We start from the raw sequence: 23464 nt of genomic DNA, 5'->3' as shown, positions 1-23464 counted from the left end.
AAAGCACGCGGGCGACGGAGAGCTTGCCGCCATGGGGCGTGTGGATCGTCTTCATGACCTGCAGGACGGCTTCGCCATCGTCATCGACACCGAGACGCTCCCGGGTGGCTTCGACATCGGGAGAATCGTGCCGGATCGCTTTCAGAAGCCGTAAGATGCCGTTTCCTTTTTCGGCCGATCCGATGAGAACCGGTGTGACCGTGCCGTCGCGCAGATCGGCGGCCAGGTCGTCGAAGATCGCGTCGCGCGGCGGCTCGATCTCTTCCAAGAGTTGTTCCATCAATCTGTCGTCGTGATCGGCGAGTGTTTCCAGCATGGAAAAACGCGCTTCGACTTCCCGTGCCTTGTCGTCGTCGGAAATGGGCGCGATCTGGCTGCTGGCATGTTCGCGATAGATGTAAGCCCGTTCAAGCGCCAGATCGATGGAGCCGATGACGATGCCGTCCTTGCGCAAGGGAATCTGGCGCAGCAGAAGTGGCGTGTCGCTGGTCGGCTGCAGCATCTTCAGCATATCGCGCACGCCCATCGTGGCGTGTTCGATCTTGTTGAGAAAGATCATGCGCGGAATGCCAAGCTCGTCGAGCCTGTGCAGGGTAAGCTGAAGCGCGGCGATCTTCTTCTCGTCGGGCTCGGTAACCACGATGGCCATGTCGGCCGCCGCCAGAACTGGGTCCGCTTCATGGGCAAATTCGATGGAGCCGGGGCAGTCGATAAAAGTGATGCTTTCATCGAGAAAACTTGTGGTGGCGACACTCGCCTCGACGCTCATCTGGTGCGCTTTGGCTTCCGCGGAATGATCGCCAACCGTGCCCGAACCGGTCCTGGCCTGTTTGGCTATGGCGCCGGTGCGTTCCAGAATGGCTTCAAGCAAGGTTGTCTTGCCACTTGCAAACGGACCGACAATGGCGATGCATTTCGGTCCGCGGCTTCTTTCTCCCGAGCGATTTCCCATGGTTGGCGACCTCCTCTCACGCGTTTACTTGCACACGTTTCCTGAGCGGCGGCCGGCCTGTGCGGCCGTCGCGCGGTCGTGGCGCGTTACCGGATGAGCAGGGCATTTTCCGCTCTTGAGAGAGCCGTTTGCGGCACTGACATGCCGGTGCGCCAACGTTCCCTGTTAAATATCGTCACACGGCTTTGGGTTTTGGGCAAGGGGCGTGAATGCCCGGCCGGAAACTTCGACCGACCGTCCCAACGGTTCTTTTTCGTCCCGGAAGAGAATTGGATTTGCCGTGCTTCCACGACATAGGATCGGCCGTCTATTACTCAGGGCCGATCTTTGCCCCGTTTGCGGTCAACGCTCGAAGTCTCGTCGGGTTTTCAAGCGCTTAACGCCAACCTCATGTGTTCAACATTGGCAGGCCGGCTCTTGCGTGGCGGCGCCGCATTCGGGTGTCCGAGGAGGTAACCCTGGAAGCGGTTGCACCCGGCGGCGCGCGCAAGGTCGAGCTCCTCCTCCGTCTCGATCCCTTCCGCGACGATGGTAAGCCCCTGAATGCGCGCGATCTGTGTAAGTGCGGAAACGAAGACTTGTGCGATGCTGTCATTGCCGAGATTGCGGATATAGCTGCGGTCGATCTTGATCGCGTCGATGGGCAGTGTCTTGATGTAGTTGAAACCGCAATGGCCGGTCCCGAAATCGTCGAGAGCGATGCGGAAGCCCATTGCGCGCAGCCGTTCGATGCGGGCGATGATTTCCGGGGTCGCTGCAGTGGCGACGGTTTCGGTGATTTCGAGGACGAAGTGGTTTGCCTCGCTTCCCGTCTCCCGCAGCACGCGGTCGAGCATGTGCACCAGCCCATCGCGCTTGAGCTGTTCGCCGGAGACGTTGATGCTGATGCGACCGCAGGCGAAGCGATCGAGGTCGAGGCACGCACGGCGGAACACCCATTCGCCCACCATGTCGATGAGGTTCGACCGTTCGGCAACCGGAATGAATTCTGCGGATGAGACCATGCCGCGGACTGGATGACGCCAGCGCACCAGACCTTCGACTGCCGTGCAGTTGCGCTCGGCATCGGTGAGGGGCTGATAATGGAGTTCGAGCTCGTTCAGATAGATCGCCGCCCGCAATTCGCGCTCCAGGAAGCGGCGTTGGCGCTTTTCCGACAGCATGTCCGGATCGAACACGGTGACGCGTCCGCGTCCGGCGCCTTTGCTCTCGTATAGGGCGAGATCGGCGAGCAGCGGAAGCTCCTTATGGCTGCTCGCGTGTTGCGGAGCCACGGCAATGCCGATCGACGCGCCGAGCGGCACGGTGTGTCCCTCGCGGACGCGGCCCGTATGCAGCATGGCAAGCAGCTTTTCGGCGCGTGACCGGCAGCGTGCCAGGTCGTTGCCATACATGAGGATGGCGAACTCATCGCCGCCCAGCCGGCCAATCGTGCAATCGGGGAAGCAGTGCTTCGCGCAAGCGACCAGATGTGCGAGTGCCTCGTCGCCGAACTGGTGGCCGAAACCGTCATTGAGTTGCTTGAAGTGATCGAGATCGACAAGCAGAAGCATGATGCGGCGCGGTTTCGACAATGTGCCGATGCTTGCATTGAGTTCGTCGAGGAAGCGGCCACGGGTGAGGGCGCCGGTCAAGAGATCGTTTTCGGTGAGCCGCGTGCGCTCGGCTTCGATGCGCACCGCGTCCTTGAGCTGACCCGAAACCGTGCGTTTGAGATATTCGAGCAGGATCATGCCGGCCGTGCTGAACGCCAGGCAAGCGAAGAGCAGCCAGCTTGTCGCGCCGCTCTCGCGGGGCGCCAGAACGTAAGCGGCGGCAACGAATGCCGTCGCGGAAATCAGAAGCGTCTGAACGCCGATATAGACCCGTCCGCCATTGCGGCGTACGGAGGACAGGATGCTCATGCCCCCGGTTTCTCCCCGAATCCCTTGGAAAAAGAGAGAACAGCATGAAGCTTAAAGAGGACGTTAATACTATTGCGCCGCAGAACGATTATTTTGCGGCGCAATAGAAATCTTGTGCAGACGGCTCTTACTTCAACGAGGCGGTGAAACGCTGGATTCGGTTGCAAGCCTCTTCGAGCAGCTCTTCCGATGTGGCGTAGGAAATGCGGAAATTCGGCCCGAGGCCGAAAGCCGAACCGTGAACGACCGCAACGCCTTCGGCTTCCAGAAGCTCGGATACGAAATCTTCGTCGGTCTCGATGACCTTGCCGGAAGGAGCGGACTTGCCGATCAGTTCCGCGCAGGACGGATAGACGTAGAATGCGCCTTCCGGGACCGGGCATTCAATGCCTTTCGCCTGGTTGAGCATGGAGACGACGAGATCGCGGCGCCCCTGGAAGATCGCCTTGTTCTTGGCGACGAAATCCTGCGGACCGTTGAGCGCTTCGACGGCCGCCCATTGCGCGATGCTGCAGGCTCCGGAGGTCTGCTGACCCTGAATCATGTCCATGGCCTTGATGAGCTCGATGGGGCCGGCCGCGTAGCCGATGCGCCAGCCGGTCATGGCATAGGCCTTGGACACGCCGTTCATGGTCAGCGTGCGGTCGTAAAGCTTCGGCTCGACCTCGGCGATGGTGTGGAATTTGAAATCGCCATAGGTCAGGTGCTCATACATATCGTCCGTCAGCACCCAGACATTCGGGTGTGTCAGAAGAACGTCGGCCAGCGCTTTCAGTTCTTCCGCCGTATAGGCCGCACCGGATGGGTTGGACGGCGAATTCATGATCAGCCATTTGGTCTTCGGCGTGATCGCCTTTTCCAACGCATCGGGCGTGAGCTTGAAGCCGTTCTCGATGCTGGTCTCCGCCGAGACGGGTTTGCCGCCACAGATGGAGACCATTTCCGGATAGCTGACCCAGTAGGGGCTGGGGATGACCACTTCGTCGCCGGCGTTGAGCGTCGCCATCATGGCATTGAACAGCACCTGCTTGCCGCCGGTGGCGACGATGGTCTGCTTCCAGTCGTAATCGAGATTGTTCTCGCGCTTGAACTTTGCAGCGATCGCCTCGCGCAGCGGTTGGATGCCGGAGACGGGCGTGTACTTCGTCTCGCCGCGATTGATGGCTTCGATGGCCGCTTTCTTGACATTGTCCGGCGTGTCGAAATCCGGCTCGCCCGCGCCAAGGCCGATCACGTCGCGGCCCTGCGATTTCAGTTCGCGCGCTTTCTGGGAAACCGCGATGGTTGCGGATGGTTTTACGCGTGAAAGAGCATCGGCAAGGAAAGCCATAATGGAGGACTCCGGTTCCTGTGAGATTTTACGCTGAGCTTCAGCGTGATCCTTCATGTCCGATCGCGGGCAGAATCGCAAGCCGCCAGCCGTTTCGCGGCGTTAAACCAGCCGTTAACGGCGAATAAAGGCGTTGAATGCCAGTTTGGGCCGTGAATGACGACTTTTGGGGAAGCGCAGCATGCCGCGCAGCATCGGCCCGGCCCACATTGCCCGCGAAGAAAACGGGACCGCCGTGGGGGTGTGGGGCGGCTACACATTGCAAACCGCCTTTCAGCCGATCTTCTCTTTTCGCGAGGGTCGCCTGCTCGTAACCGCTTATGAGGGATTGCTTCGCCCTTTTCGCGACGGACAGCCGGTGGCGCCGGGTTCGTTCTTTTCCGGCGTCCCCGACATCGACCGCCTCCATGTCGAAACGCTGGCGCGAACGCTTCACATATTGAATGCCGGTGTCAGCCTGAACGAAAAGGCTTCATTGTTCGTCAATTTCGATCCATCGCATTTCATCGATGCGGCTTCTGCAAAAAGCGCGCTGCGGGACGTTCAGGCGGTTCTGAAGGAAGCGAATATTGCGGCCGAACGCACTGTCTGTGAAATCACCGAGCAGGAAACCGGTTCGGACGAAACGCTCGTCGGGTTTGTCCGGGCGTTGAAGGATTATGGGCACCGGGTCGCGGTGGACGACTATGGGGCGGACAGTTCCGATTTGAACCGGATCGAAGCTTTGGGCCCCGACATCGTGAAGTTCGACGGAGCATGGACCAGCCGGCTTTTGTCGTCGGCGCCCGGCGTGTCGTTGCTCGCGGATATGGTGGGCGTTTTCTCGCGGAAAGGCATTCGAACGGTTTTCGAGGGCATCGAGAACGGCGAGCAACTCGAACTGGCCGAGCATTGCGGGGTTTCCATGGTGCAGGGGTTCGCGCTTGCGCGTCCGCAACTGGCACCGGGCGCATTCGAGGAATTCGAAACGGCACGCGAGAATGCGCGAAGGGAAATTCTTTCGGACGCCGCAGTGCGTTTGACGCGCACAGAGACCGCCGATGACGGGCCGCCGACAAAAGCCGCACCCCGCGGTCGCACTTTCGGCCGGCGCGGAGTTTAGCACCATGACGGGGGGAATGGTTTCCGGGCTGCCGGAAGGATCCATCTTTGCGGACGAACTCGGATTTGAAACCGGTCGCCTCGGTGCCTTTCATCTGAAATCGGTGTTTTGTCCGGTGTTCCGCGTCTCGTCGAACACTTTGATCCCTTCAGGCGTGGAAGCTGCCGCACAGGCGTTTTTCAATTTCAACCCGGTGCCGTTGGATGTGCTGTTGCAGACCGTTCCGGGCAGGCTCCACGGCAAGGTGGGGACGTTGTGCCTTCTGCTGCACATCGCCAACGCGCATCACATTGTCATTGATGGCTTCGATCTTTATCTCTCCTGCGGCGATGTACAAGCGCTGGGCCGCGATGGCACTGCCGAAAGGACAGCATTGATCCTGGGGCGGCTCGCTGAGATCGGCATATCGCGGCAATCGCTGATTTGTGCGTTTTCCAGGAAGGCGCGCGAGGAGGAAAGTTCAGCGGATCGGGTTCTGGATCCGGTGCTTGCGAGCGGAGTCCGCATTGCGGTCGATGAATTTGGGCCCGCCGGTTTCGACCCGGCCTGCATCGAGGCCTGGAGACCCCATAGTGTGAGGATCGACGGCGGCTGGTTCCGCCGCGTGATCGAAGTCGATGCCGCCCGCCGGCTGTGCGCGCAGCTCGTCGAGGCTTTGCAGGAAAAAGGAATCCAGATTTCGGTCGGTGGGATCCAGACACCGCAGCAACTGCATGCCGCGCTCGAAGTGGGAGTCGACTGTGTCGGAGGCCCTCTCTTCTCGCGCCCGGCGCAGGGCGGCAGTTTCCCGGATTTTCAGACGCTTGAGATCGATGCGTTTTTTCGGGAACCGGAAAAGGTCGTCATCCCGCTGCGTTGAGCGCCGCATCGTTGCATCCGTGGAAAACACTCATCTTGTCTTGAATTCAATCATCTCCGCTCTCGCGATACGCGACCGCGGCCGATGAGAAATCCGTCACGCCCTCGGCGTGTCTGCTTATGAAGACCACGTTTTCGGATGCTTCCGGCTTCGAGATGCGCTGCAGCATCGAGGCGAATTGTTGATCTTCCTGGAGGAGCAGTGCCGTTCTGCGAGCCCATGGCTGTACGTCAACAGCCTTTGCTGAGGGCCCAGCCGATCGATTTCTCTCAAGATCGTGAGATTGCTGAAGGGATGTTTTTACCGGCATCTCCTTACCATTTCGGGATGCTGCATTCCTTGCAGAAGCGTTGTTGAAGGGCGGGTTCAAAAGATCGCCTTGCAGCACGGAATGGCCTCTCTGGTCTGGCAGGTTCATGCGCTGGGTTGCGCATGTGCGGGACTGCTACCAGAGGAGGATTTTGAAACGGTGAGCGCTTTCGAACAAATTTTAAACAAATATCGCCGGGCACCCGCAAAGACACTTTTCAGGCTGCTGCCTTGTCGTCCAAGTTCGGCGGATCCTGTTCCGCTTTTGCTTGATCCTGCTTGCGTGCCGACATTTTCTTGCGCATCACGCGCAACACGGCATTGAGGAGGTCGATGTCGATGTAGAACTGCTTTGACAGTTCGGGAGCGATCTGATCCATGGCCACGCCCGCCGTGAGCAGGCGTTTGACTTCCGCGATCATGGTCGATGGCTCTATAAGGCGGTTCTTGATGCCGTTGTCGGCAGGCTGGGGCATGGTATTCTCGTCGGTTGAAAATTCACTGACGCTAAGAACCCGACGCTGAACAGAAATACCGCCGACAAATCGACCGATTGGCGGCAAGATTGTGGCTGTCCCCGTAAAACACCAAGGCGTGCCCGAATCACGATCATTATGCGCGGCCTGCGCCCGGGCGCAAGTTGGACGATACGCGTGGGCCGCGAACTGACGCCAACGGATTCTAGAAGGAGAAAGATGCCTGTGCCGGCTCGGCATTCGGGGAGCGGGCATTCTCCAGAGCCAGCATTTTCTGCTTGGCGGTAATCCCGCCATGGGCGGAAAAGCCGCCAATCTTTCCCCCGGCGGCGAGCACGCGATGGCAGGGGATGATGAGCGGCATCGGGTTTTGTCCCATGGCCGCGCCCGTCTCGCGGGTCGCTTTCGGATAGCCTACACTTTCGCACAGCGCGCCGTAGGTAATGGTTTCACCGTAGGCGAGTTGCCGCATGGCGGTATAGAGCGCGCGATGGAAGTGGCTGATGCCGGCAAAATCGAGCGGAACCGCGGAAAAATCCTCTTCGCTGCCAGTGAAGTAACGCTGCGCGGCGGCGACGACATCCGAGATTGCGCCTGTCGGCGCGGCAATGATGGCGTCCGGCAGACGGGTCTTGAGCAGGCGCTCGACAGTTTCCGGCTCCGGGGTTGGAAGAATAAAACGAGCCAAACCCGCCTCCGTCCAGCCGGCACCGCAGAAGCCGAAGGCGGTTTCGAACACGTGACGACCACTTGAAGACATGATGCTCACCGGGGGAATCCATTCCACTGCCCGCTTCTATCATGGAAACATTGCGGTACGAAGAGTGAACGCGCATCGTCCTGACACGAGATTGCCACGCTTGGCGTTGCACGATAGAAGGCTCGCGGGTGGGGGTATGCTGATTGAAGGAATGCGCCTTGCCTTTGTTTTCCCGTATTCTCGCCGCCGGACTTGTGTTCGCAGTTCCATCGATGGCGGGCTGCACGACCACCGGAAACGACGGTCAAGAGAAGGCCGAACTGTCTGAAAGCGGCGCCGATGCGGCGGTGGTGGCGAACAGCCTGGTTGCCGAGCAGGATGCCGAACTCGGCGGTGAGGAACTGACGCCGGACGCCTTCGCCGGCCAGCGTCCGCCTTCCGCCGCACTGACGGTGCTGGAATCCGGTGGCAAAGCGCGGCCGGTCGCCCCGCGCAGCGCCGAGCTTGACGCGCTTATTGCCCGATATGCTCAAATATACGACGTGCCGGAGCGATTGGTGCGCCGTGTGGTCAAGCGGGAGAGCAATTTCAATCCCGCCGCCCGCAACCGCATTTACTGGGGCTTGATGCAGATCCGCCATGACACTGCGCAGACCATGGGGTATCGCGGCCCGGCCTCGGGTCTGTTGGACGCCGAGACCAATCTCAAATACGCGGTCAAATATTTGCGCGGCGCTTACATCACAGCGGGGGGCAACGAAGATCGCGCGGTGCGTTTTTACGCGAGCGGCTATTACTACGACGCCAAGCGCAAGGGACTCCTGAAGGAGACCGGGCTGCGCAACTGATGTGCCACCCCGGCGGGAGCTGTCAGTAGGCTTGGAGCAGGCGCCATAAAGCCTGTTCAGGCGAACGGACGATTGATGTATCTCTCCGCGCTGTCGGATTCCGCCTGACGAATCCGTCCCGCAGTCGAAGAGTCTGGCTGCCTGGAGGAACAAGCATGAACGATTCGAGACCGATGGGCGCCATATCGGCTGTCCGTGAGGGGCAGCCTTTCGCCATATCCGTGCGGGGGCTCGCCAAGCGTTTCGGTGACGTAAAAGCTCTCGATGGCATCGATCTGGATGTGCCGCGCGGCATGATCTTTGCCATTCTGGGACCGAACGGGGCCGGCAAGACCACGTTGATCCGTCTGCTCGCCACGCTTGCACGCCCGGATGACGGCAGCGCCAGCGTGATGGGGCACGACCTCATATCCGATCCGCAGGCCGTACGCGGCGCGATCGCGCTCACCGGACAGTTCGCTTCGCTGGACGAGGACCTGACGGGCCGCGAGAATCTCATCATGCTGGCGCGGCTTTGGGGCTTTTCCGGTCGCGCCGCAAAGGCGAGGGCCGATGAACTGCTCCTGGCGTTCGAGCTTTCCGATGCGGCGAAGAAACAGGTGAAATCCTATTCCGGTGGCATGCGCCGCCGCCTCGACATCGCCGCCTCGCTGATCGTGACGCCGGGCGTGTTGTTTCTTGACGAGCCGACGACGGGGCTCGATCCCAAGGCGCGACAAGGCGTCTGGAAGATGATCCGCGCACTGGCCCAATCGGGTGTCACCATTCTGCTGACCACGCAGTATCTGGAAGAAGCCGATCAATTGGCGGCGCGCATCGCGGTGATCGACCGCGGCCGCAAGATTGCCGAGGGCACGAGCCGCGAGCTCAAATCGGCGATCGGTTCCGGTTTCCTCCATGTTGCGCTTGCCGACAACGAACGGCTGGACGAGGGGGAGACAATTCTGGAACGGGTGCTGGATGCCAGCGTGCAACGCAGTGCGGAGGGCGCACAGCTTTCGGTGGTCGCCGGATCGCCCAAGGCAGCCAATGAAGCGCTTGCGGCGCTGATTGCGGCCGGTATCGAGCTTTCGGATTTCTCGATGGGATCACCGAGCCTCGACGAGGTGTTTTTCGCGCTGACGGGACAGCCCATGGAAGAGGACACCGAAGGAGAAGCGTCATGAGTTCAGTCGATATCGGCCCGGCGATGCTTTCCAATGCGGCACGACCGCCACGGCCTTCCGCTCTTGCAAATGCACTGACGTTCGGCTGGCGCGCGGTGCTGAAATTCAAGCATGTGCCCGAACAATTGTTCGATTTGATCATGACGCCGCTCATGTTCACCTTGCTGTTCACCTTCGTGTTCGGTGGCGCGCTTGCCGGCTCTACCAGCGATTACCTGCAATTCTTCCTGCCCGGCATTCTCGTGCAGACCGTGGTGTTCAATTCGGTCTATTCGGGCATGGGGCTGTCGACGGATCTCTCCAAGGGCTTGTTCGAGCGCTTCCGTTCTCTGCCGATCTGGTCGCTTTCGCCCTTTGCCGGGCTGATGGCCGGCGATGTTTTGCGTCACACGATCGCCGGGTTGATCATCCTGACCGTCGGGCTCGTTCTGGGGTATCGCCCGGAAGCGGGGTTGACCGGTATCGTCGCATCCTTCCTGCTGCTGATCGCCATCGGTTTCGGCACAGGCTGGATCTTCATCGTGCTCGGATTGCTGATCCGCACGCCGATGACGGTGATGACCATCGGCTTCACCTTTATCTTTCCGCTGGTGTTCGCATCCAACATCATGGTGCGTCCGGAAACGATGCCTGGTTGGCTGGAAGCGTTCGTGGTGCGGAATCCGGTGTCTCACATGACGACGGCGCTGCGGGGGCTGATGAGCGGAACGGCCACAAGTGGCGAAGTGTTGCTGGCGCTTCTTGCGCCGGCTCTGTTGACGATCCTTTTGTCCCCGGTCGTGTTGTGGCTTTACCGGCGCAGTTAGAGGGCGTGTCTTTCAGAGTTGGAATAGAGCGCGCCCTTTGCAGGGCGCGCTCGTTTTTTGTCAAAAGTGCCTTCACCTCCTCCCGTTGCGGGACAAGGTCGAAACCGCCGTCCTGATACTGGAAGAGGAGACAGTCGACGCCTTCAGCGCAACCGCTGAAATGCCTCAGATGCGCCGGCAGATCGTAGAACGATCCGGCCGGGTACTCCGTTCGCCTGCCGTCGACCATGGCGTAAAATGTGCCCTTCAATACCACCGTCGGAATGGATCGGCTGTGATGGTGATACGGGGTGTCCATGCCGGCCGGGAACAGGACGAAAGCCTCATAAGGGCCGTCGCCTGCCAAGTCGCCGCGGACATTGGCATATCTGATGCCGCCCGAATCCGGGATCACGATCCAGTGGAGTTCCGAAACGGGAAAAGAAATGATTTCCTTTTTGAGCGTTGCCTGATCCGTGCATGCTGCAACCACAGCAAGCAACGCCGCAAGAGGTGGGGCAATTCTCCAAAATGGCTTCATTTCAAAAAGTCCTTGGTGCTGAAAAACAAGTCGGGGCCTTGAAATATGCGACCCCGATTCTGCGCCTAGCCTGTCGGCAGGGCGAGAATGGCTTCGGTGTCGAGGACCTCGGCGAATGCGTCGGCGAGCGTGGCCAGCGAAGCGTCGTGCAGGGTCTTGTGTGAGACCGTCTTGCCGTTCGGACCGGTGATGTCGCGCGTTGCGCAGGCGTCCGAGGCGACGATCACGTCATAACCGAGCGGCACGGCATCCCGCGCAGCGCCGGAAACGCAGGCATGGGTCATCAATCCGGCGACAATCACCGTCTTGATCCCCTGTGCCTTGAGGCGGGCATCCAGATCGGTGGTCGGGAACACGCTAACCGAGGTTTTCTGCAGTACATGATGGTGCTTGGCGGGCCGGATATCGGGGTGAAATGCGACCGTGTCGCCATCCATTGCGAAGACCGGAGCGCCAATCGGGTTATGATGCTGTATATTGTAAACGTTTATCTTGTTCGCGTCGGCCCATGCGACGAGTTTTCCGGCATTCTCCATGGCCTCCCGCGCATCGGGGACGGGCAACGATCCTTCAAAATATTCCTTTTGAAAATCAATAACCAAAAGTGCTGTCTCTGATGTGAGAATCGCGCTTTTGGGAGTGCTTCCGATCATCTCTCGAAGTGTCGGATTCGCTGAGGTCGTCATCGTGCTTCCTATCGTTTATTCAGGTTGAATACAGTTTCCTCTGTGTGGATTACCAGTCGACTTGTAATCATCTGCAAACTTCTTTAAGTCGCGTTTCGGCACAAGTGTCCCAAATGACAAAGAACGATGGAGTTGGGCCATGAAGCGCGATGCGCGTATTCACAAGATTGCGGTGGTGGCGTTCGAGGGCGTCAGTCCGTTTCACCTCTCGGTGCCCTGCATGGTTTTCGCCGACGATTTCGCTCGCCTCGACGCCCCTCGCTACGACCTCGTCGTGTGTGCGCAGACACCGGGAAAGATCGAGACCGCCTCAGGCTTCTCAATGCTCGTCGATAACGATCTTTCCGCGCTCGAAACGGTCGACACGGTGATCGTACCGGCCTGGCCGGGACCGCTGGTGGCACCGCCGGATGCACTGCTGAAGGCCCTGCAGCGTGCGCATCGACGCGGGGCGCGGCTTGCCGGGCTGTGCATGGGAGCTCTCGTGTTGGCGGAGGCCGGATTGCTCGACGGACGGAGGGCCAGCACGCATTGGGTGTTTGCCGACGATTTCGCCGCGCGCTACCCGAACGTTCTTCTGGATCGCAGTGTGCTCTATGTGGATGAAGGTGACATCCTGACATCCGCCGGCACGGCCGCGGCCATCGATTGCTGCCTGCATCTCCTGCGCCGCGACCATGGTGCGGACGCGGCCAACCGGGTGGCGCGGCGCATGGTGGTGGCGCCGCACCGAAGCGGCGGGCAGGCGCAATATATCGAACAACCGCTCCACAGGCGGCTTGAAGGGGATCGTCTGGAAGAGACGCTGGAATGGGCCGCCGGCAACCTCAACGAGCCGCTTTGCCTCGACCGACTTGCGGAGAAGGCGGCGATGAGCCGGCGCAATTTCTCGCGCCGCTTTCGCAAAGCGACCGGATCAACGGTGTCGCAATGGATTTTGACGCAGCGTCTGGCGCTGGTTCAACGTCTTCTCGAAACCACCGACCGGCGCATGGAAACCATTGCCGAGGCAGCGGGTTTCGGCTCCGCGGTGACGATGCGTCAGCGTTTCGTTCATGCGTTCCGGGTTTCCCCGCTGGCGTATCGCAAGCAGTTTCGTGCCGGTTCCGACCGACTCCAGGAGGCGAGCTGAGAGCATCCTGGTGGGAAGGATGTCCTGGTGGGAAGGATGGCGCAGTCGCCGAGGTATCGGAGGCGACTGCGCGGTGAGTTGTTTATGAGAAGTAGCTCTGCAGCGGGCGCACTTCCAGGCTGCCGGCTTTGAGAGCGGCAATGGCCTCCGCCACGGCTTCTGCACCCGCCATCGTGGTGTAGTAGGGCACTTTCTGCATCAATGTCGCGCGGCGCAGCGATTTGGAGTCCGACATGGCCTTTTGACCGTCCGTCGAGTTGAAGACGAGCTGGACCTGGCGATTGCGGATGGCATCCTCGATGTGCGGGCGTCCTTCCAGAACCTTGTTGATCTTTTCGGCTTCAACGCCGTTCTCACGCAGGAAGCGTGCGGTGCCGCCGGTGGCCAGAACGTGCCAGCCCAGAGCCGTGAGACGTTTGACCGCCGGCAGGACTCGCGCCTTGTCATCGTCGCGCACCGAAACGAACAGCGTGCCTTCGCGCGGCAGGTCGACGCCGGCGCCGAGCTGTGCCTTGGCGAAGGCGAGGGCGTAGTCGGTGTCGAGCCCCATCACCTCGCCGGTCGACTTCATCTCCGGTCCAAGCAATGTGTCGACGCCCGGGAACCGGGCGAAGGGGAACACGGCTTCCTTGACGGCGATGTGGCCGAGGTCGCGCGCATTTGGCATGGTGCCGTAATGGGCGAAGGCGTCTTCAAGGCTCTCGCCGGACATGATGCGGGCGGCAATCTTGGCGATTGGCCGGCCGATGGTCTTGGCGACGAAGGGCACCGTGCGCGAGGCGCGCGGATTGACCTCGAGCACGTAGATTTCGCCATTCTTGACGGCGTACTGCACGTTCATCAGCCCGCCGACCTTGAGCGCGCCGGCAAGGGCCGCCGTCTGGCGCTCAAGTTCGGAGACCAATGGGGTATCGAGCGAGTGGACGGGAAGGGAACAGGCCGAATCGCCCGAATGGATGCCTGCTTCCTCGATGTGTTCCATGATGCCCGAGACATAGGTCTGGCTGCCGTCCGACAGGCAATCCACGTCCACCTCGACCGCCTCGGTGAGGTAGGTGTCGAAAAGGAGCGGGTTCTTGGAGAGAAGCGTGTTGATCTGGCCGGTCTTGTCGGCCGGGTATTTCTGGCGGATCTCTTCGGGCACCAGGCCGGGGACGGTGTCGAGCAGATAGGTCTGCAGCATCGTCTCATTGTGGATGATCTGCATGGCCCGACCGCCCAGCACATAAGATGGACGAACGACCAGCGGGAAGCCGAGTTCGGAGGCCACGACGCGCGCCTGTTCGACCGAGTAGGCGATGCCATTCTTCGGCTGCTTCAGGCCGAGCTTGATCAGGAGTTTCTGGAAGCGATCGCGGTCTTCGGCCAGGTCGATCATGTCGGGGGCGGTGCCGAGGATCGGGATGCCGGCCTTTTCCAGCGCGTCGGCGAGTTTGAGCGGTGTCTGGCCGCCGAACTGCACGATCACGCCGTGAAGCGTGCCGGCCTTCTGTTCGGCACGTAGAATTTCCAGCACGTCTTCCGGCGTCAGCGGTTCGAAATAGAGGCGATCGGAGGTGTCGTAATCGGTGGAGACCGTCTCCGGATTGCAGTTCACCATGATCGACTCGAAGCCGGCGTCGGCCAGCGCGAACGCGGCGTGACAGCAGCAATAGTCGAACTCGATGCCCTGGCCGATGCGGTTCGGTCCGCCGCCGAGGATCACCACCTTCTTGCGGTCGGAAACGCGGGCCTCATCGGCCACCGCGCCGGCAAAGGGGAGCTCGTAAGTCGAATACATATAGGCGGTGGGCGCGGCGAATTCGGCAGCGCACGTGTCGATGCGCTTGAAGACCGGGTGAACGGAAAGAGAATGACGAATCTTTTGAATCTCTTCCGTCTCTTTCTTCGTCAGCGACGCGAGGCGTGCATCCGAGAAGCCCATGGATTTAAGGAGGCGCAGATTTTGCGCATCCTCCGGCAGACCGTGCTCGCGCACGCGCTCTTCCATGGCGAGGATCGCGGCGATTTGCTCGAGAAACCACGGATCGATACGGCACATGGCGTGCACGTCTTCCAGACTGGTGCCGAGACGGATGGCTTCGGCGACCATCCGAAGCCGGTCGGGCGTGGGCCTGCCCAGGGCGGCGCGAATGGCGTTCTTGTTCTCCGAGGGATCCCCATCGACGGCGTAACCGGGAATCTCGATTTCATCGAGGCCGGTCAGCCCGGTTTCGAGGCCGCGCAGCGCCTTTTGAAAGGATTCGGCAAAGGTGCGTCCGATGGCCATAACTTCGCCGACCGATTTCATGGCCGTCGAGAGGACCGGCTCCGAGCCAGGGAACTTCTCGAAGGCGAAGCGTGGGATTTTGGTGACCACATAGTCGATGGACGGCTCGAAAGAAGCGGGCGTGGCACCGCCGGTGATGTCGTTTTCGAGTTCGTCCAGCGTGTAACCCACGGCGAGTTTGGCAGCGACCTTGGCGATGGGGAAGCCGGTCGCCTTGGAGGCAAGCGCGGAGGAACGCGACACGCGCGGGTTCATCTCGATGACGACAAGGCGGCCCGTCTCGGGGTTGACGGCGAACTGGACGTTCGAACCGCCGGTTTCCACCCCGATCTCGCGCAGCACCGCAATCGATGCGTTGCGCATGATCTGGTATTCCTTGTCGGTCAGCGTCAGGGCGGGAGCCACGGTGATGGAATCACCCGTGTGCACGCCCATCGGGTCGACGTTCTCGATGGAGCAGATGATGATGCAATTGTCCGCGCGGTCGCGGACGACTTCCATCTCATACTCTTTCCAGCCGAGCACGGATTCCTCGATCAGAACTTCCGTGGTTGGCGAAGCGTCGAGACCGGAAGAAACGATGTCGAAGAATTCCTCGCGGTTGTAGGCGATGCCGCCGCCCGTGCCGCCGAGCGTGAAGGAGGGGCGGATGATCGCCGGCAGACCGACGAAGTCGAGCGCCTGCGCCGCCACGCCCATGGCATGATTCATGTAGCGCTGCTTGCGGTCGCCTTCTCCAAGGTTCCACTGGTTCTCAAGGTCGTCCAGTGCCGTGTCGAGGGCTTCGCCCGAAAGCGTGTCCTTCAGGTCCTTGCGTCTGGCCTCGTGCTTCTGACGGTCGGCATTCTTGACGTCGGAAGCGTTGGCGAGCATCGAACGCGGGGTCTCGAGGCCGATCTTGGCCATGGCCTCACGGAACAGCGAGCGATCTTCGGCCTTGTCAATGGCGTCAGGCTGGGCGCCGATCATTTCGACATTGTAGCGCTCCAGAACGCCCATCCGGCGCAGGCTGAGCGCCGTATTAAGCGCGGTCTGGCCGCCCATGGTGGGCAAAAGCGCGTCGGGACGCTCCTTGGCGATGATCTTCGCTACCACTTCCGGCGTGATCGGCTCGATATAGGTCGCGTCGGCGAGTTCCGGATCGGTCATGATCGTGGCCGGGTTGGAGTTCACGAGAATGACGCGGTAGCCCTCTTCTCGCAGCGCCTTCACGGCCTGGGTGCCGGAATAGTCGAACTCGCAGGCCTGGCCGATAACGATGGGGCCGGCCCCGATGATCAGGATCGACTTGATGTCGGTGCGTTTTGGCATGAAAGATCACTCGCGCGTGTGAGCCGACGCCGCACGGGCGTATGCCGCGCGCAGGCCGGGCAAAAATTGTCGGGCTAGGCGCGCCTTATAGGCAATGGGCGGGCCCGACGGAACCCCGAAAATGACGATTTCAACGCTACCAAAGGACACGGGGGTCTATTGCTGTCGATAACTTGCCTTCGTGGAAGGTGAGTGACACCGTGGTGGAACGTGAAATCCCGCCGGGAAGGCTCCGATTCTTGTGGTATGGTCGTTCTCCGGACTCCGTCGAGACCGCCATGAAACCCATTGGGAGCTTGAATGGGAATGCAGGCTGGGGCGGCGACCTATCCGCCGCTGAACACATTGAAGCCGATTACCGAGGCTGTGTGGATCGTCGACGGGCCAACGATCCGGTTCGGGCCGCCCGGCCTCAGGATGCCGTTTCCCACGCGCATGACCATCGTCCGCCTTGGCGATGGCGGCTTGTTCGTGCATTCGCCGACACATCTGACGAAGGATCTGCGCGCTGAACTGCAGGCGCTCGGGCCGGTCCGTTTCATCGTGGCGCCCAACCGCATTCATTACTGGTGGGTGCCTTCGTGGCGGATCGCCTATCCCGAGGCTGAAATCTGGCTTGCGCCGCGCATCCGCGAGCAGGCGGGGGAGCATATCGCTTTTCCGACCCGCGAGATCGCGGGCGAAAGCGGATATCCATGGGACCCTGAAATTCGCACCTTGCCGATAGAGGGAAGTTTCATGACGGAAGTCGAGTTCTTTCACATCACCAGCCGCACACTCGTGCTGACCGATTTCATTGAGAATTTCGAACCGCGGAAGCTCAACTGGTGGCGCCGCATCGTGGCGCGACTCGGCGGTGTCCTCGCCCCGCACGGTGCGATGCCGCGCGACATGCGGCTGACGTTCTCAAGGCAGCGTCCGGCGCTGAAGCGGGCTGTCGAAACCATGATCGGCTGGGCGCCGGAACGGGTCATCATCGCCCATGGACGATGGTTCGAGCGCGATGGCCAGGCCATCCTGCAGCGGTCTTTCAACTGGCTTCTCGACCGACCGTAGCGGCGTCGTGCGCGCCACCGCCGGTCAGACCGCGTCTGCGACCCGCTTTTGAGGTGGCGGCAATGTGATCGCAGTGGCGAGAATGGAATCGAGAAGGCCCGGAAACCGTGCGTTGAGGTCGTCGCTGCGCAACGAGATCAGACGCTTGGTGCCGAGCGGTTCGACGCGGATGATGCCGGCCTCGCGCATTTTGGCAAAATGATAGGACAGATTGGATTTCGATCCCAAGTCCTTGAACTGGGCGCAGGCCAGGGGTTCGTCTCCGCGCCGCGCAAGGTCGCCCAGAATGGCCAGTCGCGTTTGATCGCCGAGGACGGCGAGCACATGAGGCAGTGAAATCTGGTCGACGTTCGGATGCGGTAGCATGTCTTGAACACTAAGCGATCGAACACAGGATGCAAGCCGTCCGCCATGGACCCGGGCGTATGCAGCGCTGCATTATCACGGCATGAACTGGCAGGAGCGTTTCCGTTGGGAATTGACAATCATCGGTACATTTTTCAAAAGTTCAATGAATTTTGAACTAAAGGGTTTTCATATGGACAAGCGTCTCTTCCTGCTGGCGCTGGGCGCGTTTGCCGTCAGCACGGTCGCTTTCGTCTTCGCCGGCCTTTTGCCGCTTATCGCCGCCGATACGGGGGTGACTGTCGCAGAAGCCGGCTATCTCGTTTCCGCCTACTCGCTCGCTTATGCGGTTGGCACGCCGATTCTTTCCGCGCTCACCGGTGCCATGAACCGACGCCGCGTGCTCGCCATGGCCATGGCGGCATTCGTTCTGGGCAATCTGACGGCAGCCGCAAGCGGCGGCTTCGTGTCGCTCTTCGCCGCACAGGTCGCCATCGGCATGGCGGGCGGGCTGTTCGCAGCCACAGCGCAGGCGGCTGCGGTTGCGCTTGCCGGGCCGGAGCGCCGTGCCGCGGCGATTGCCGTCGTTGTGGGCGGAACCACGTTCGCGCTGGCCTTCGGAGCGCCGTCCGGCTCGCTTCTGGCGCATTACGTTGGCTGGCGCGGAGCTTTTCTCGGTCTTTCCGGTGTGGGGCTGCTATGCCTCCTGGCGCTCTGGTGGAAGCTTCCACGCGACCTGGAAGGGTCGCACACGCCGCTGCGCGAAAGACTGCTGGTGATCCGGCGGCCGGGTGTGGCGCGGGCGGTCACCGTGACACTGCTCTACCTGGTCGGTGGTTTCACCATCATCGCCTATCTGGGACCGATCGCCATCGACGGGGTCGGGCTCGATCCGGACTATCTGCCTGCTATACTGCTTGCCTATGGTTGCGGTGCCATTCTGGGCAATTACACCAGCGGGCGGCTGGCCGACCGCATCGGCGCGACACGCGTGGTTGTCGCATCCATGCTTCTCGCGGCACTGTTCGCGGTACTTATCAGCGGTCTCATGCTGTTCGTGCCCACATCCATCGCCGGCCCGTTGCTGATCGTGCTTCTGGTGCCATGGGGCTTTCTGGGCTGGACCTTCCCGCCCGCCCAGGCAAGCCGGCTTGTAGGATATGCGCCGGACGTGGCGGGGCTGACGCTCGCGCTCAACGTGTCGGCCGTCTATTTCGGCATTGGGCTTGGAACGCTGGTGGGCGGACGTGTGCTTGAGTTCGGCCAGGTTTGGGAACTGGGCCTGGTTGCCGCGATCTTCCCGCTCGTCGCGCTTGCCTTCGTGCGGCGTGGCGGCAAGACCCGGCACGCTGTGTCCACAGCCTGATTTTCTTCCATCCGCATCACGTTTATCTCGATCCGCTTGTCCCGCCGGCGATGTTGAAATCGCCCGCGGGAGCGCCCGTGGAGCCACGGCAGCCGGGAAACAAGCTCTGGCCTTGTGGTGCATAAGCCGGTAACTAGTATCCAGTGAAAGCAACTGGGAATTGCCGCATGCGCTGGAAGGGTCGTCGTCAAAGCAGCAATGTCGAGGACCGGAGAGGTCGTTCGGGAGGCGGAGGATCGTTTCCCGGCGGGTTTGGCAGGTCCGGTGGCCGCATAAGATTGCCAATGGGCGGCAGCAGGCGCGCCGGCGGCGGTTTGTCCGGCATCGTCGTTCTGGTCGTGCTTTTCTTCGTCTTGCGCGCATGCGGCATCGATCCGCTGGAGATGCTGTCCGGCGGCTCCGGTGGCCCCGGCGGTGGCAGCCAGACGACGACCACGCAGCAGCAGGGCACGGGCGGCGCCAGCGATGAGATGAAGCAGTTCGTCAGCGTCGTTTTGGCGGAGACCGAAGATACGTGGAATGGCATTTTCGAGTCCCAGGGGCTCGATTACAAGGAACCTTCCATGGTCCTGTTTACCGATTCCGTACGTTCGGCCTGTGGCTTCGCTTCGGCGGCGACCGGTCCGTTCTATTGTCCCGGCGATCAGAAGGTTTACCTCGACCTCGGTTTCTTCGATCAGCTCGCGCGCCGCTTCGAGGCTTCGGGCGATTTCGCGCAGGCATATGTGGTTGCGCACGAGGTGGGACACCACGTGCAGAACGTGACCGGAATCCTGCCGCGCTTCAACGAGATGCGGCAGCGTATGAGCCAGGCCGAGGCCAACGCCATGTCGATCCGGGTCGAATTGCAAGCCGACTGCTTCGCCGGCATCTGGGCCCATTACACGGCACAGAAGGGGCTGCTCGACGATGGCGATATCGAAGAAGCGCTGAATGCGGCCAATCAGATCGGTGACGATACGCTGCAACGCCGCACCCAGGGTTATGTGGTGCCGGAAAGCTTCAATCATGGCACGTCGCAGCAGCGGCGGACATGGTTTGCGCGGGGGCTCAAAAGCGGACGGTTGGCCGATTGCGATACGTTCAACGAGCCCATATAGGCCTGGGCCGACTGTTCTGCTGCCACGCAAGAGGTGGATTGGAGCATGTTTGGACTAGGACGAATACTCAGCCTTGCCGTTGCGGTGGTTTGCGGCTTGGCGACGTCGCAGGCACCTGAGTTTTCGCAGCAGTATCGACAAAGGCTCAACGGCGCGCTGGAAGAACTACGGCGGGTCATCGAGACCTTCGACGCCGATGCGGCCAAAAACAACCTGACCCGCGAAAGGGCGATAAACGTCTACGAGGACACCGGCAGCGCGTTTCTTCAGGATCGGGCCGGATCCGTTCGCGCCGCCATCGGCCGGCTTGGCGATCTGGAGCGCCAGTCCCAGGCCTTCGACGCAGCTCCGCCTGTTCTGAGGCCCCTGGTTGTGGCCCGCGCGCCCGACGGGCCTGTGCTCCAGGGCGCGTATCGCGATTTCGAGCCGGCCGTTCCCATCACACTGCATGGGTTTATCTGGACTGGTGCCGGGCTGGTGTTCGGCTTTTCGACCGCCTGGCTGATCGGACTGTTTTTCCGCCGCAAAAAGCGTTATCCGGCCCGCAATCTTCGCGTGTAGAATTGCAACTGCCCGTTTAACGCGTTCTTAAACGCCGAAATCTAGATTGCCGCCAACAATAAAAGCTTGGGTGGGCAACATGATTTCTCGGTTAGGACGCGTGCTACGCTCCAGCACGCAATTGTGTCGGCGTTTCGGATCCGACAGATCCGGCAATTTTGCGATGATGACGGCCTTGTCGGCCATGGCTTTGATCGGTGCATCCGGTTTTGCCATCGATTACTCGAATATGAGCCGGGTGCGCTCAGAACTGCAGAATGCGCTCGACACCGCGGCCCTGGCCGTGGCGCAAAAGGGCAGGAAGATATCCGACTCCGAGGCGGAGGCGATTGCACGCACCTATCTCGCCGGCAATTTGCCCGAAACGTTCAGGGCGCTCGAGATCGAGCGCAATGAACGATCCGTGCGCGTCACCGCGAACATCGATGTGGATCTGTTGTTCGGCGGAATTTTCGGCAAGAATTTCATGCCTGTCGGCGCGTCTTCGCAGGCGGACGTTGCGCTGGTCTCCTATGAAATCGCGCTTGTGCTCGACACCACGGGCTCCATGAGCGGCCGCAAACTGCGCGACATGAAGAACGCGGTCGAAGAACTGATCGACAACATTTCCGCGCAGGTGGACGACAAGGAGCGGTTGCGTTTCGCGCTCGTTCCCTTCTCCACTTTCGTAAATGTCGGGCCGGAACACGGCCCGACATTCGACGAGGATGGGAAGGTGGAGGAAGGTACCGGCGCGCCGTGGCTCGATCTCTACGGGGTGAGCGAAATTCCCCAGCTTGAACTGCAAACGGGCATCAGCCGCTTCGAAGCGTTCAACAATCTCGGACATGAGTGGAAAGGCTGTGTCGAGACGCGTATGGCCGACGGCGAGACGCGGCATGACGTGGCGGATACGCCGGCTAAGCAGCGCGATCCCGCAAGCCTGTTTGTTCCGGCATTCGCGATCGACGAGCCGGGCGGCTACAGCAACAATTACATACATTCGTCGGTCAATCCCTGGGACGACAGCGACGACGACAAGGAAAAAAAGCTCAAGAAGTACGGATTCGATCTTCTGGGAAACATTCTGGGATTGCTTAATCTCAATCTCTTCAACACCGGTAAGGGCCCGAACGACATGTGCGACGCCGAGCCCCTGACGCCGCTGACGAACGACTACTCGGCTCTGAAATCGAAAGTCAGGCAGTTCCGGGCGAGTGGCAACACCAACATCATGGAAGGCGTTTCCTGGGGCGCACGGGTCCTGTCTCCGGAAGAGCCCTTCGCCGGAGGCGATTCGGAAGATGGCCTGATCAAGGTCATGGTCGTCCTGACGGACGGCGCCAACACGTTCGGCGTCCTGCGTAACCGGCTGCGTTCACGCTATTCGAGCTTCGGCTACATGATCGACGGTCGTCTCGACGGCGAATTGAACGCCAGTGCAAGCAAATCGACCGCGCTGATGAACGAGAAGACAATCGAGGCCTGCGATTTCGCCAAGGATGCCGGCACAGACATTTATACGATCCGGCTCGAAGTGCGCGACACCGATATCGTGCGCGGTGCGTTTACCTATCGGTCCGGCATGCAGGCCGCCGAGACGCTGCTGCGCCAGGATGACCGGCCGACCGCGGTCTTTGCCTCCAATGACGACATGGCCGCCGGGGTCATTGACACTGCCCACCAGCTGGGCCTGAAGATCCCGCAGGACCTGTCGGTCGCCGGCTTTGACGACACCCCGATCGCCTCGGCAATCTGGCCGCAGCTGACGACCGTGCGCCAGCCGATCGCCGACATGGCACGCGCCGCCGTCACGGCGTTGTCGGAAGTGGTCACGCCGGGCGGGCATAAGACTTCGCCCGACCACCAGATCCTCGAAATCGCGCTGATCGAGCGCGAGACGGTGGCGCCACCGGCAACCGGGGACTGACCCCTTCCCCGGATTTCGGACAAAAAAAGGCCGGCGATCAACGCCGGCCTTTTCATTGTCCGTTACTGAAGCGATGGAGGGCTCAGCCCTGCATCTCCTCGAGTTCCTTGCCCTTGGTCTCTTTCACCGCCCACAGGACGAAGACCAGCGAGATCACGGCGCAGATGCAGTAGAACATATACGCCCCGACCAGGCCGACGCCCTTGGCGGCGAGCATCATCGGGAAAGTCATGGTGATGGCGAAATTAGCGCCCCACTGAAACAGGCCGGCGACAGCCAGTCCGGAACCACGCAGCTGGTTGGGGAACATCTCGCCGAGCATGACCCACATCACCGGGCCCCAGGAGAAGTTGAAGAACATCACATAGGCCAGCGCCGAATAGAGCGCGAGCTGGCCCATTTCCGGGGCGAGGCTGTGCCATGGGGCTGACAAAGCCGACCAGGGGGCGGATGCGGATTTTTGGCCGCCAGCCGGGAGCGCTGGCCGTGCGCCGGCGGATCGGAGTGATGCTGCAGGAGGCGAACCTGCCGTACAACCTGACCCCGCGCGAACTGATCACGCTGTTTTCCAGCTATTATCCCGACCCGATGCCGGTATCGGAGGCGATTGCCATGTGCGAACTCGGTAGTTTTGCCAGGCGCCGATACCGCACCCTGTCCGGCGGCCAGAAAAGGCGGGTACAGATGGCCCTGGCGGTGCTCGGCCGGCCCGAGATCGTGTTTCTCGACGAGCCGACCACCGGGCTCGATATCGATG

22 protein-coding genes are annotated in these 23464 nt (G+C 61.0%); 12 read left to right on the top strand and 10 right to left on the bottom strand.

The window, feature by feature from the left end; genetic code table 11:
• From QZ638_RS12370 to QZ638_RS12360, 3 genes are all read right to left on the bottom strand, one after another.
• Positions 1-952 (bottom strand): GTP-binding protein (locus tag QZ638_RS12370; protein WP_295810743.1); only part of this gene is annotated, 952 nt, incomplete at its 3' end.
• Positions 953-1320: 368 nt separating this feature from the next.
• Positions 1321-2856: a bifunctional diguanylate cyclase/phosphodiesterase gene (locus QZ638_RS12365; RefSeq protein ID WP_295810741.1), complete on the bottom strand. Its 1536-nt coding sequence runs from the start codon at positions 2854-2856 to the stop codon at positions 1321-1323.
• Positions 2857-2983: 127 nt separating this feature from the next.
• Entirely contained in the window at positions 2984-4186 is a 1203-nt protein-coding gene (locus tag QZ638_RS12360; RefSeq protein WP_295810738.1) for a pyridoxal phosphate-dependent aminotransferase, read from the bottom strand.
• Positions 4187-4367: 181 nt separating this feature from the next.
• Here QZ638_RS12360 and QZ638_RS12355 point away from each other — a divergent pair, with 181 nt between their 5' ends.
• A complete protein-coding gene (locus tag QZ638_RS12355) occupies positions 4368-5288 on the top strand; it encodes an EAL domain-containing protein (RefSeq protein WP_295810735.1) in 921 nt (306 codons plus the stop codon).
• A gap of 4 nt (positions 5289-5292) precedes the next feature.
• Positions 5293-6147 (top strand): EAL domain-containing protein, encoded by an 855-nt coding sequence (locus tag QZ638_RS12350; RefSeq protein ID WP_295810733.1) that lies wholly within the window; start codon positions 5293-5295, stop codon positions 6145-6147.
• A gap of 46 nt (positions 6148-6193) precedes the next feature.
• On the opposite strand, the gene QZ638_RS12345 is transcribed toward QZ638_RS12350, so the two are convergent.
• From QZ638_RS12345 to QZ638_RS12335, 3 genes are all read right to left on the bottom strand, one after another.
• On the bottom strand, positions 6194-6565 hold the full coding sequence (locus QZ638_RS12345) for a hypothetical protein (protein ID WP_295810730.1): 372 nt from the start codon (positions 6563-6565) through the stop codon (positions 6194-6196).
• Positions 6566-6674: 109 nt separating this feature from the next.
• Positions 6675-7019 carry a hypothetical protein gene (locus QZ638_RS12340; RefSeq protein ID WP_295810727.1) on the bottom strand — a complete coding sequence of 115 codons (345 nt, stop codon included), beginning with the start codon at positions 7017-7019 and terminating at the stop codon, positions 6675-6677.
• A gap of 118 nt (positions 7020-7137) precedes the next feature.
• On the bottom strand, positions 7138-7692 hold the full coding sequence (locus tag QZ638_RS12335; protein ID WP_295810725.1) for a methylated-DNA--[protein]-cysteine S-methyltransferase: 555 nt from the start codon (positions 7690-7692) through the stop codon (positions 7138-7140).
• A gap of 158 nt (positions 7693-7850) precedes the next feature.
• Between QZ638_RS12335 and QZ638_RS12330 the strand changes: the two genes are divergently transcribed.
• The 3 genes from QZ638_RS12330 (at position 7851) to QZ638_RS12320 (ending at position 10452) form a co-directional block, all read left to right on the top strand.
• Positions 7851-8480, top strand: a complete 630-nt coding sequence (locus QZ638_RS12330) for a lytic transglycosylase domain-containing protein (RefSeq protein WP_295810722.1) — start codon at positions 7851-7853, stop codon at positions 8478-8480.
• 155 nt (positions 8481-8635) lie between these two features.
• Positions 8636-9646 (top strand): ATP-binding cassette domain-containing protein, encoded by a 1011-nt coding sequence (locus tag QZ638_RS12325; RefSeq protein WP_295810720.1) that lies wholly within the window; start codon positions 8636-8638, stop codon positions 9644-9646.
• Complete coding sequence (locus QZ638_RS12320) at positions 9643-10452, top strand: ABC transporter permease (RefSeq protein WP_295810717.1); 810 nt, start codon at positions 9643-9645, stop codon at positions 10450-10452. Before QZ638_RS12325 ends, QZ638_RS12320 begins: the two co-directional genes overlap by 4 nt.
• A 585-nt stretch (positions 10453-11037) precedes the next feature.
• On the opposite strand, the gene QZ638_RS12315 is transcribed toward QZ638_RS12320, so the two are convergent.
• Positions 11038-11625, bottom strand: a complete 588-nt coding sequence (locus tag QZ638_RS12315; RefSeq protein ID WP_295810747.1) for an isochorismatase family protein — start codon at positions 11623-11625, stop codon at positions 11038-11040.
• Positions 11626-11797: 172 nt separating this feature from the next.
• Between QZ638_RS12315 and QZ638_RS12310 the strand changes: the two genes are divergently transcribed.
• Positions 11798-12790, top strand: a complete 993-nt coding sequence (locus QZ638_RS12310; RefSeq protein WP_295810714.1) for a helix-turn-helix domain-containing protein — start codon at positions 11798-11800, stop codon at positions 12788-12790.
• An 82-nt stretch (positions 12791-12872) separates the two neighbouring features.
• On the opposite strand, the gene carB is transcribed toward QZ638_RS12310, so the two are convergent.
• Positions 12873-16370 (bottom strand): carbamoyl-phosphate synthase large subunit, encoded by a 3498-nt coding sequence (gene carB / locus QZ638_RS12305; protein WP_295810712.1) that lies wholly within the window; start codon positions 16368-16370, stop codon positions 12873-12875.
• A gap of 306 nt (positions 16371-16676) precedes the next feature.
• Here carB and QZ638_RS12300 point away from each other — a divergent pair, with 306 nt between their 5' ends.
• Positions 16677-17426, top strand: a complete 750-nt coding sequence (locus QZ638_RS12300; RefSeq protein ID WP_295810745.1) for a DUF4336 domain-containing protein — start codon at positions 16677-16679, stop codon at positions 17424-17426.
• A 24-nt stretch (positions 17427-17450) separates the two neighbouring features.
• Here QZ638_RS12300 and QZ638_RS12295 read toward each other — a convergent pair whose 3' ends face one another.
• Complete coding sequence (locus QZ638_RS12295) at positions 17451-17792, bottom strand: helix-turn-helix transcriptional regulator (protein ID WP_295810710.1); 342 nt, start codon at positions 17790-17792, stop codon at positions 17451-17453.
• A gap of 172 nt (positions 17793-17964) precedes the next feature.
• Between QZ638_RS12295 and QZ638_RS12290 the strand changes: the two genes are divergently transcribed.
• From QZ638_RS12290 to QZ638_RS12275, 4 genes are all read left to right on the top strand, one after another.
• Positions 17965-19137, top strand: a complete 1173-nt coding sequence (locus tag QZ638_RS12290) for an MFS transporter (RefSeq protein WP_295810709.1) — start codon at positions 17965-17967, stop codon at positions 19135-19137.
• A 167-nt stretch (positions 19138-19304) separates the two neighbouring features.
• Positions 19305-20237 (top strand): neutral zinc metallopeptidase, encoded by a 933-nt coding sequence (locus QZ638_RS12285; protein ID WP_295810706.1) that lies wholly within the window; start codon positions 19305-19307, stop codon positions 20235-20237.
• 45 nt (positions 20238-20282) lie between these two features.
• Positions 20283-20798 (top strand): DUF2937 family protein, encoded by a 516-nt coding sequence (locus QZ638_RS12280; protein WP_295810705.1) that lies wholly within the window; start codon positions 20283-20285, stop codon positions 20796-20798.
• Between the two features lie 163 nt (positions 20799-20961).
• Entirely contained in the window at positions 20962-22707 is a 1746-nt protein-coding gene (locus QZ638_RS12275) for a substrate-binding domain-containing protein (RefSeq protein ID WP_295810702.1), read from the top strand.
• Positions 22708-22789: 82 nt separating this feature from the next.
• On the opposite strand, the gene QZ638_RS12270 is transcribed toward QZ638_RS12275, so the two are convergent.
• A complete protein-coding gene (locus tag QZ638_RS12270) occupies positions 22790-23107 on the bottom strand; it encodes an MFS transporter (protein ID WP_295810700.1) in 318 nt (105 codons plus the stop codon).
• Between the two features lie 20 nt (positions 23108-23127).
• On the opposite strand from QZ638_RS12270, the gene QZ638_RS12265 reads away from it, so the two are divergent.
• Positions 23128-23464 (top strand): ATP-binding cassette domain-containing protein (locus QZ638_RS12265; RefSeq protein WP_295810696.1); only part of this gene is annotated, 337 nt, incomplete at its 3' end.

The organism is uncultured Nitratireductor sp., assembly GCF_913053745.1.
GTDB lineage: Bacteria > Pseudomonadota > Alphaproteobacteria > Rhizobiales > Rhizobiaceae > Nitratireductor.
Note: the sequence above shows the minus strand (reverse complement) of the source record. Positions and strands in the feature narration are given on the sequence as shown.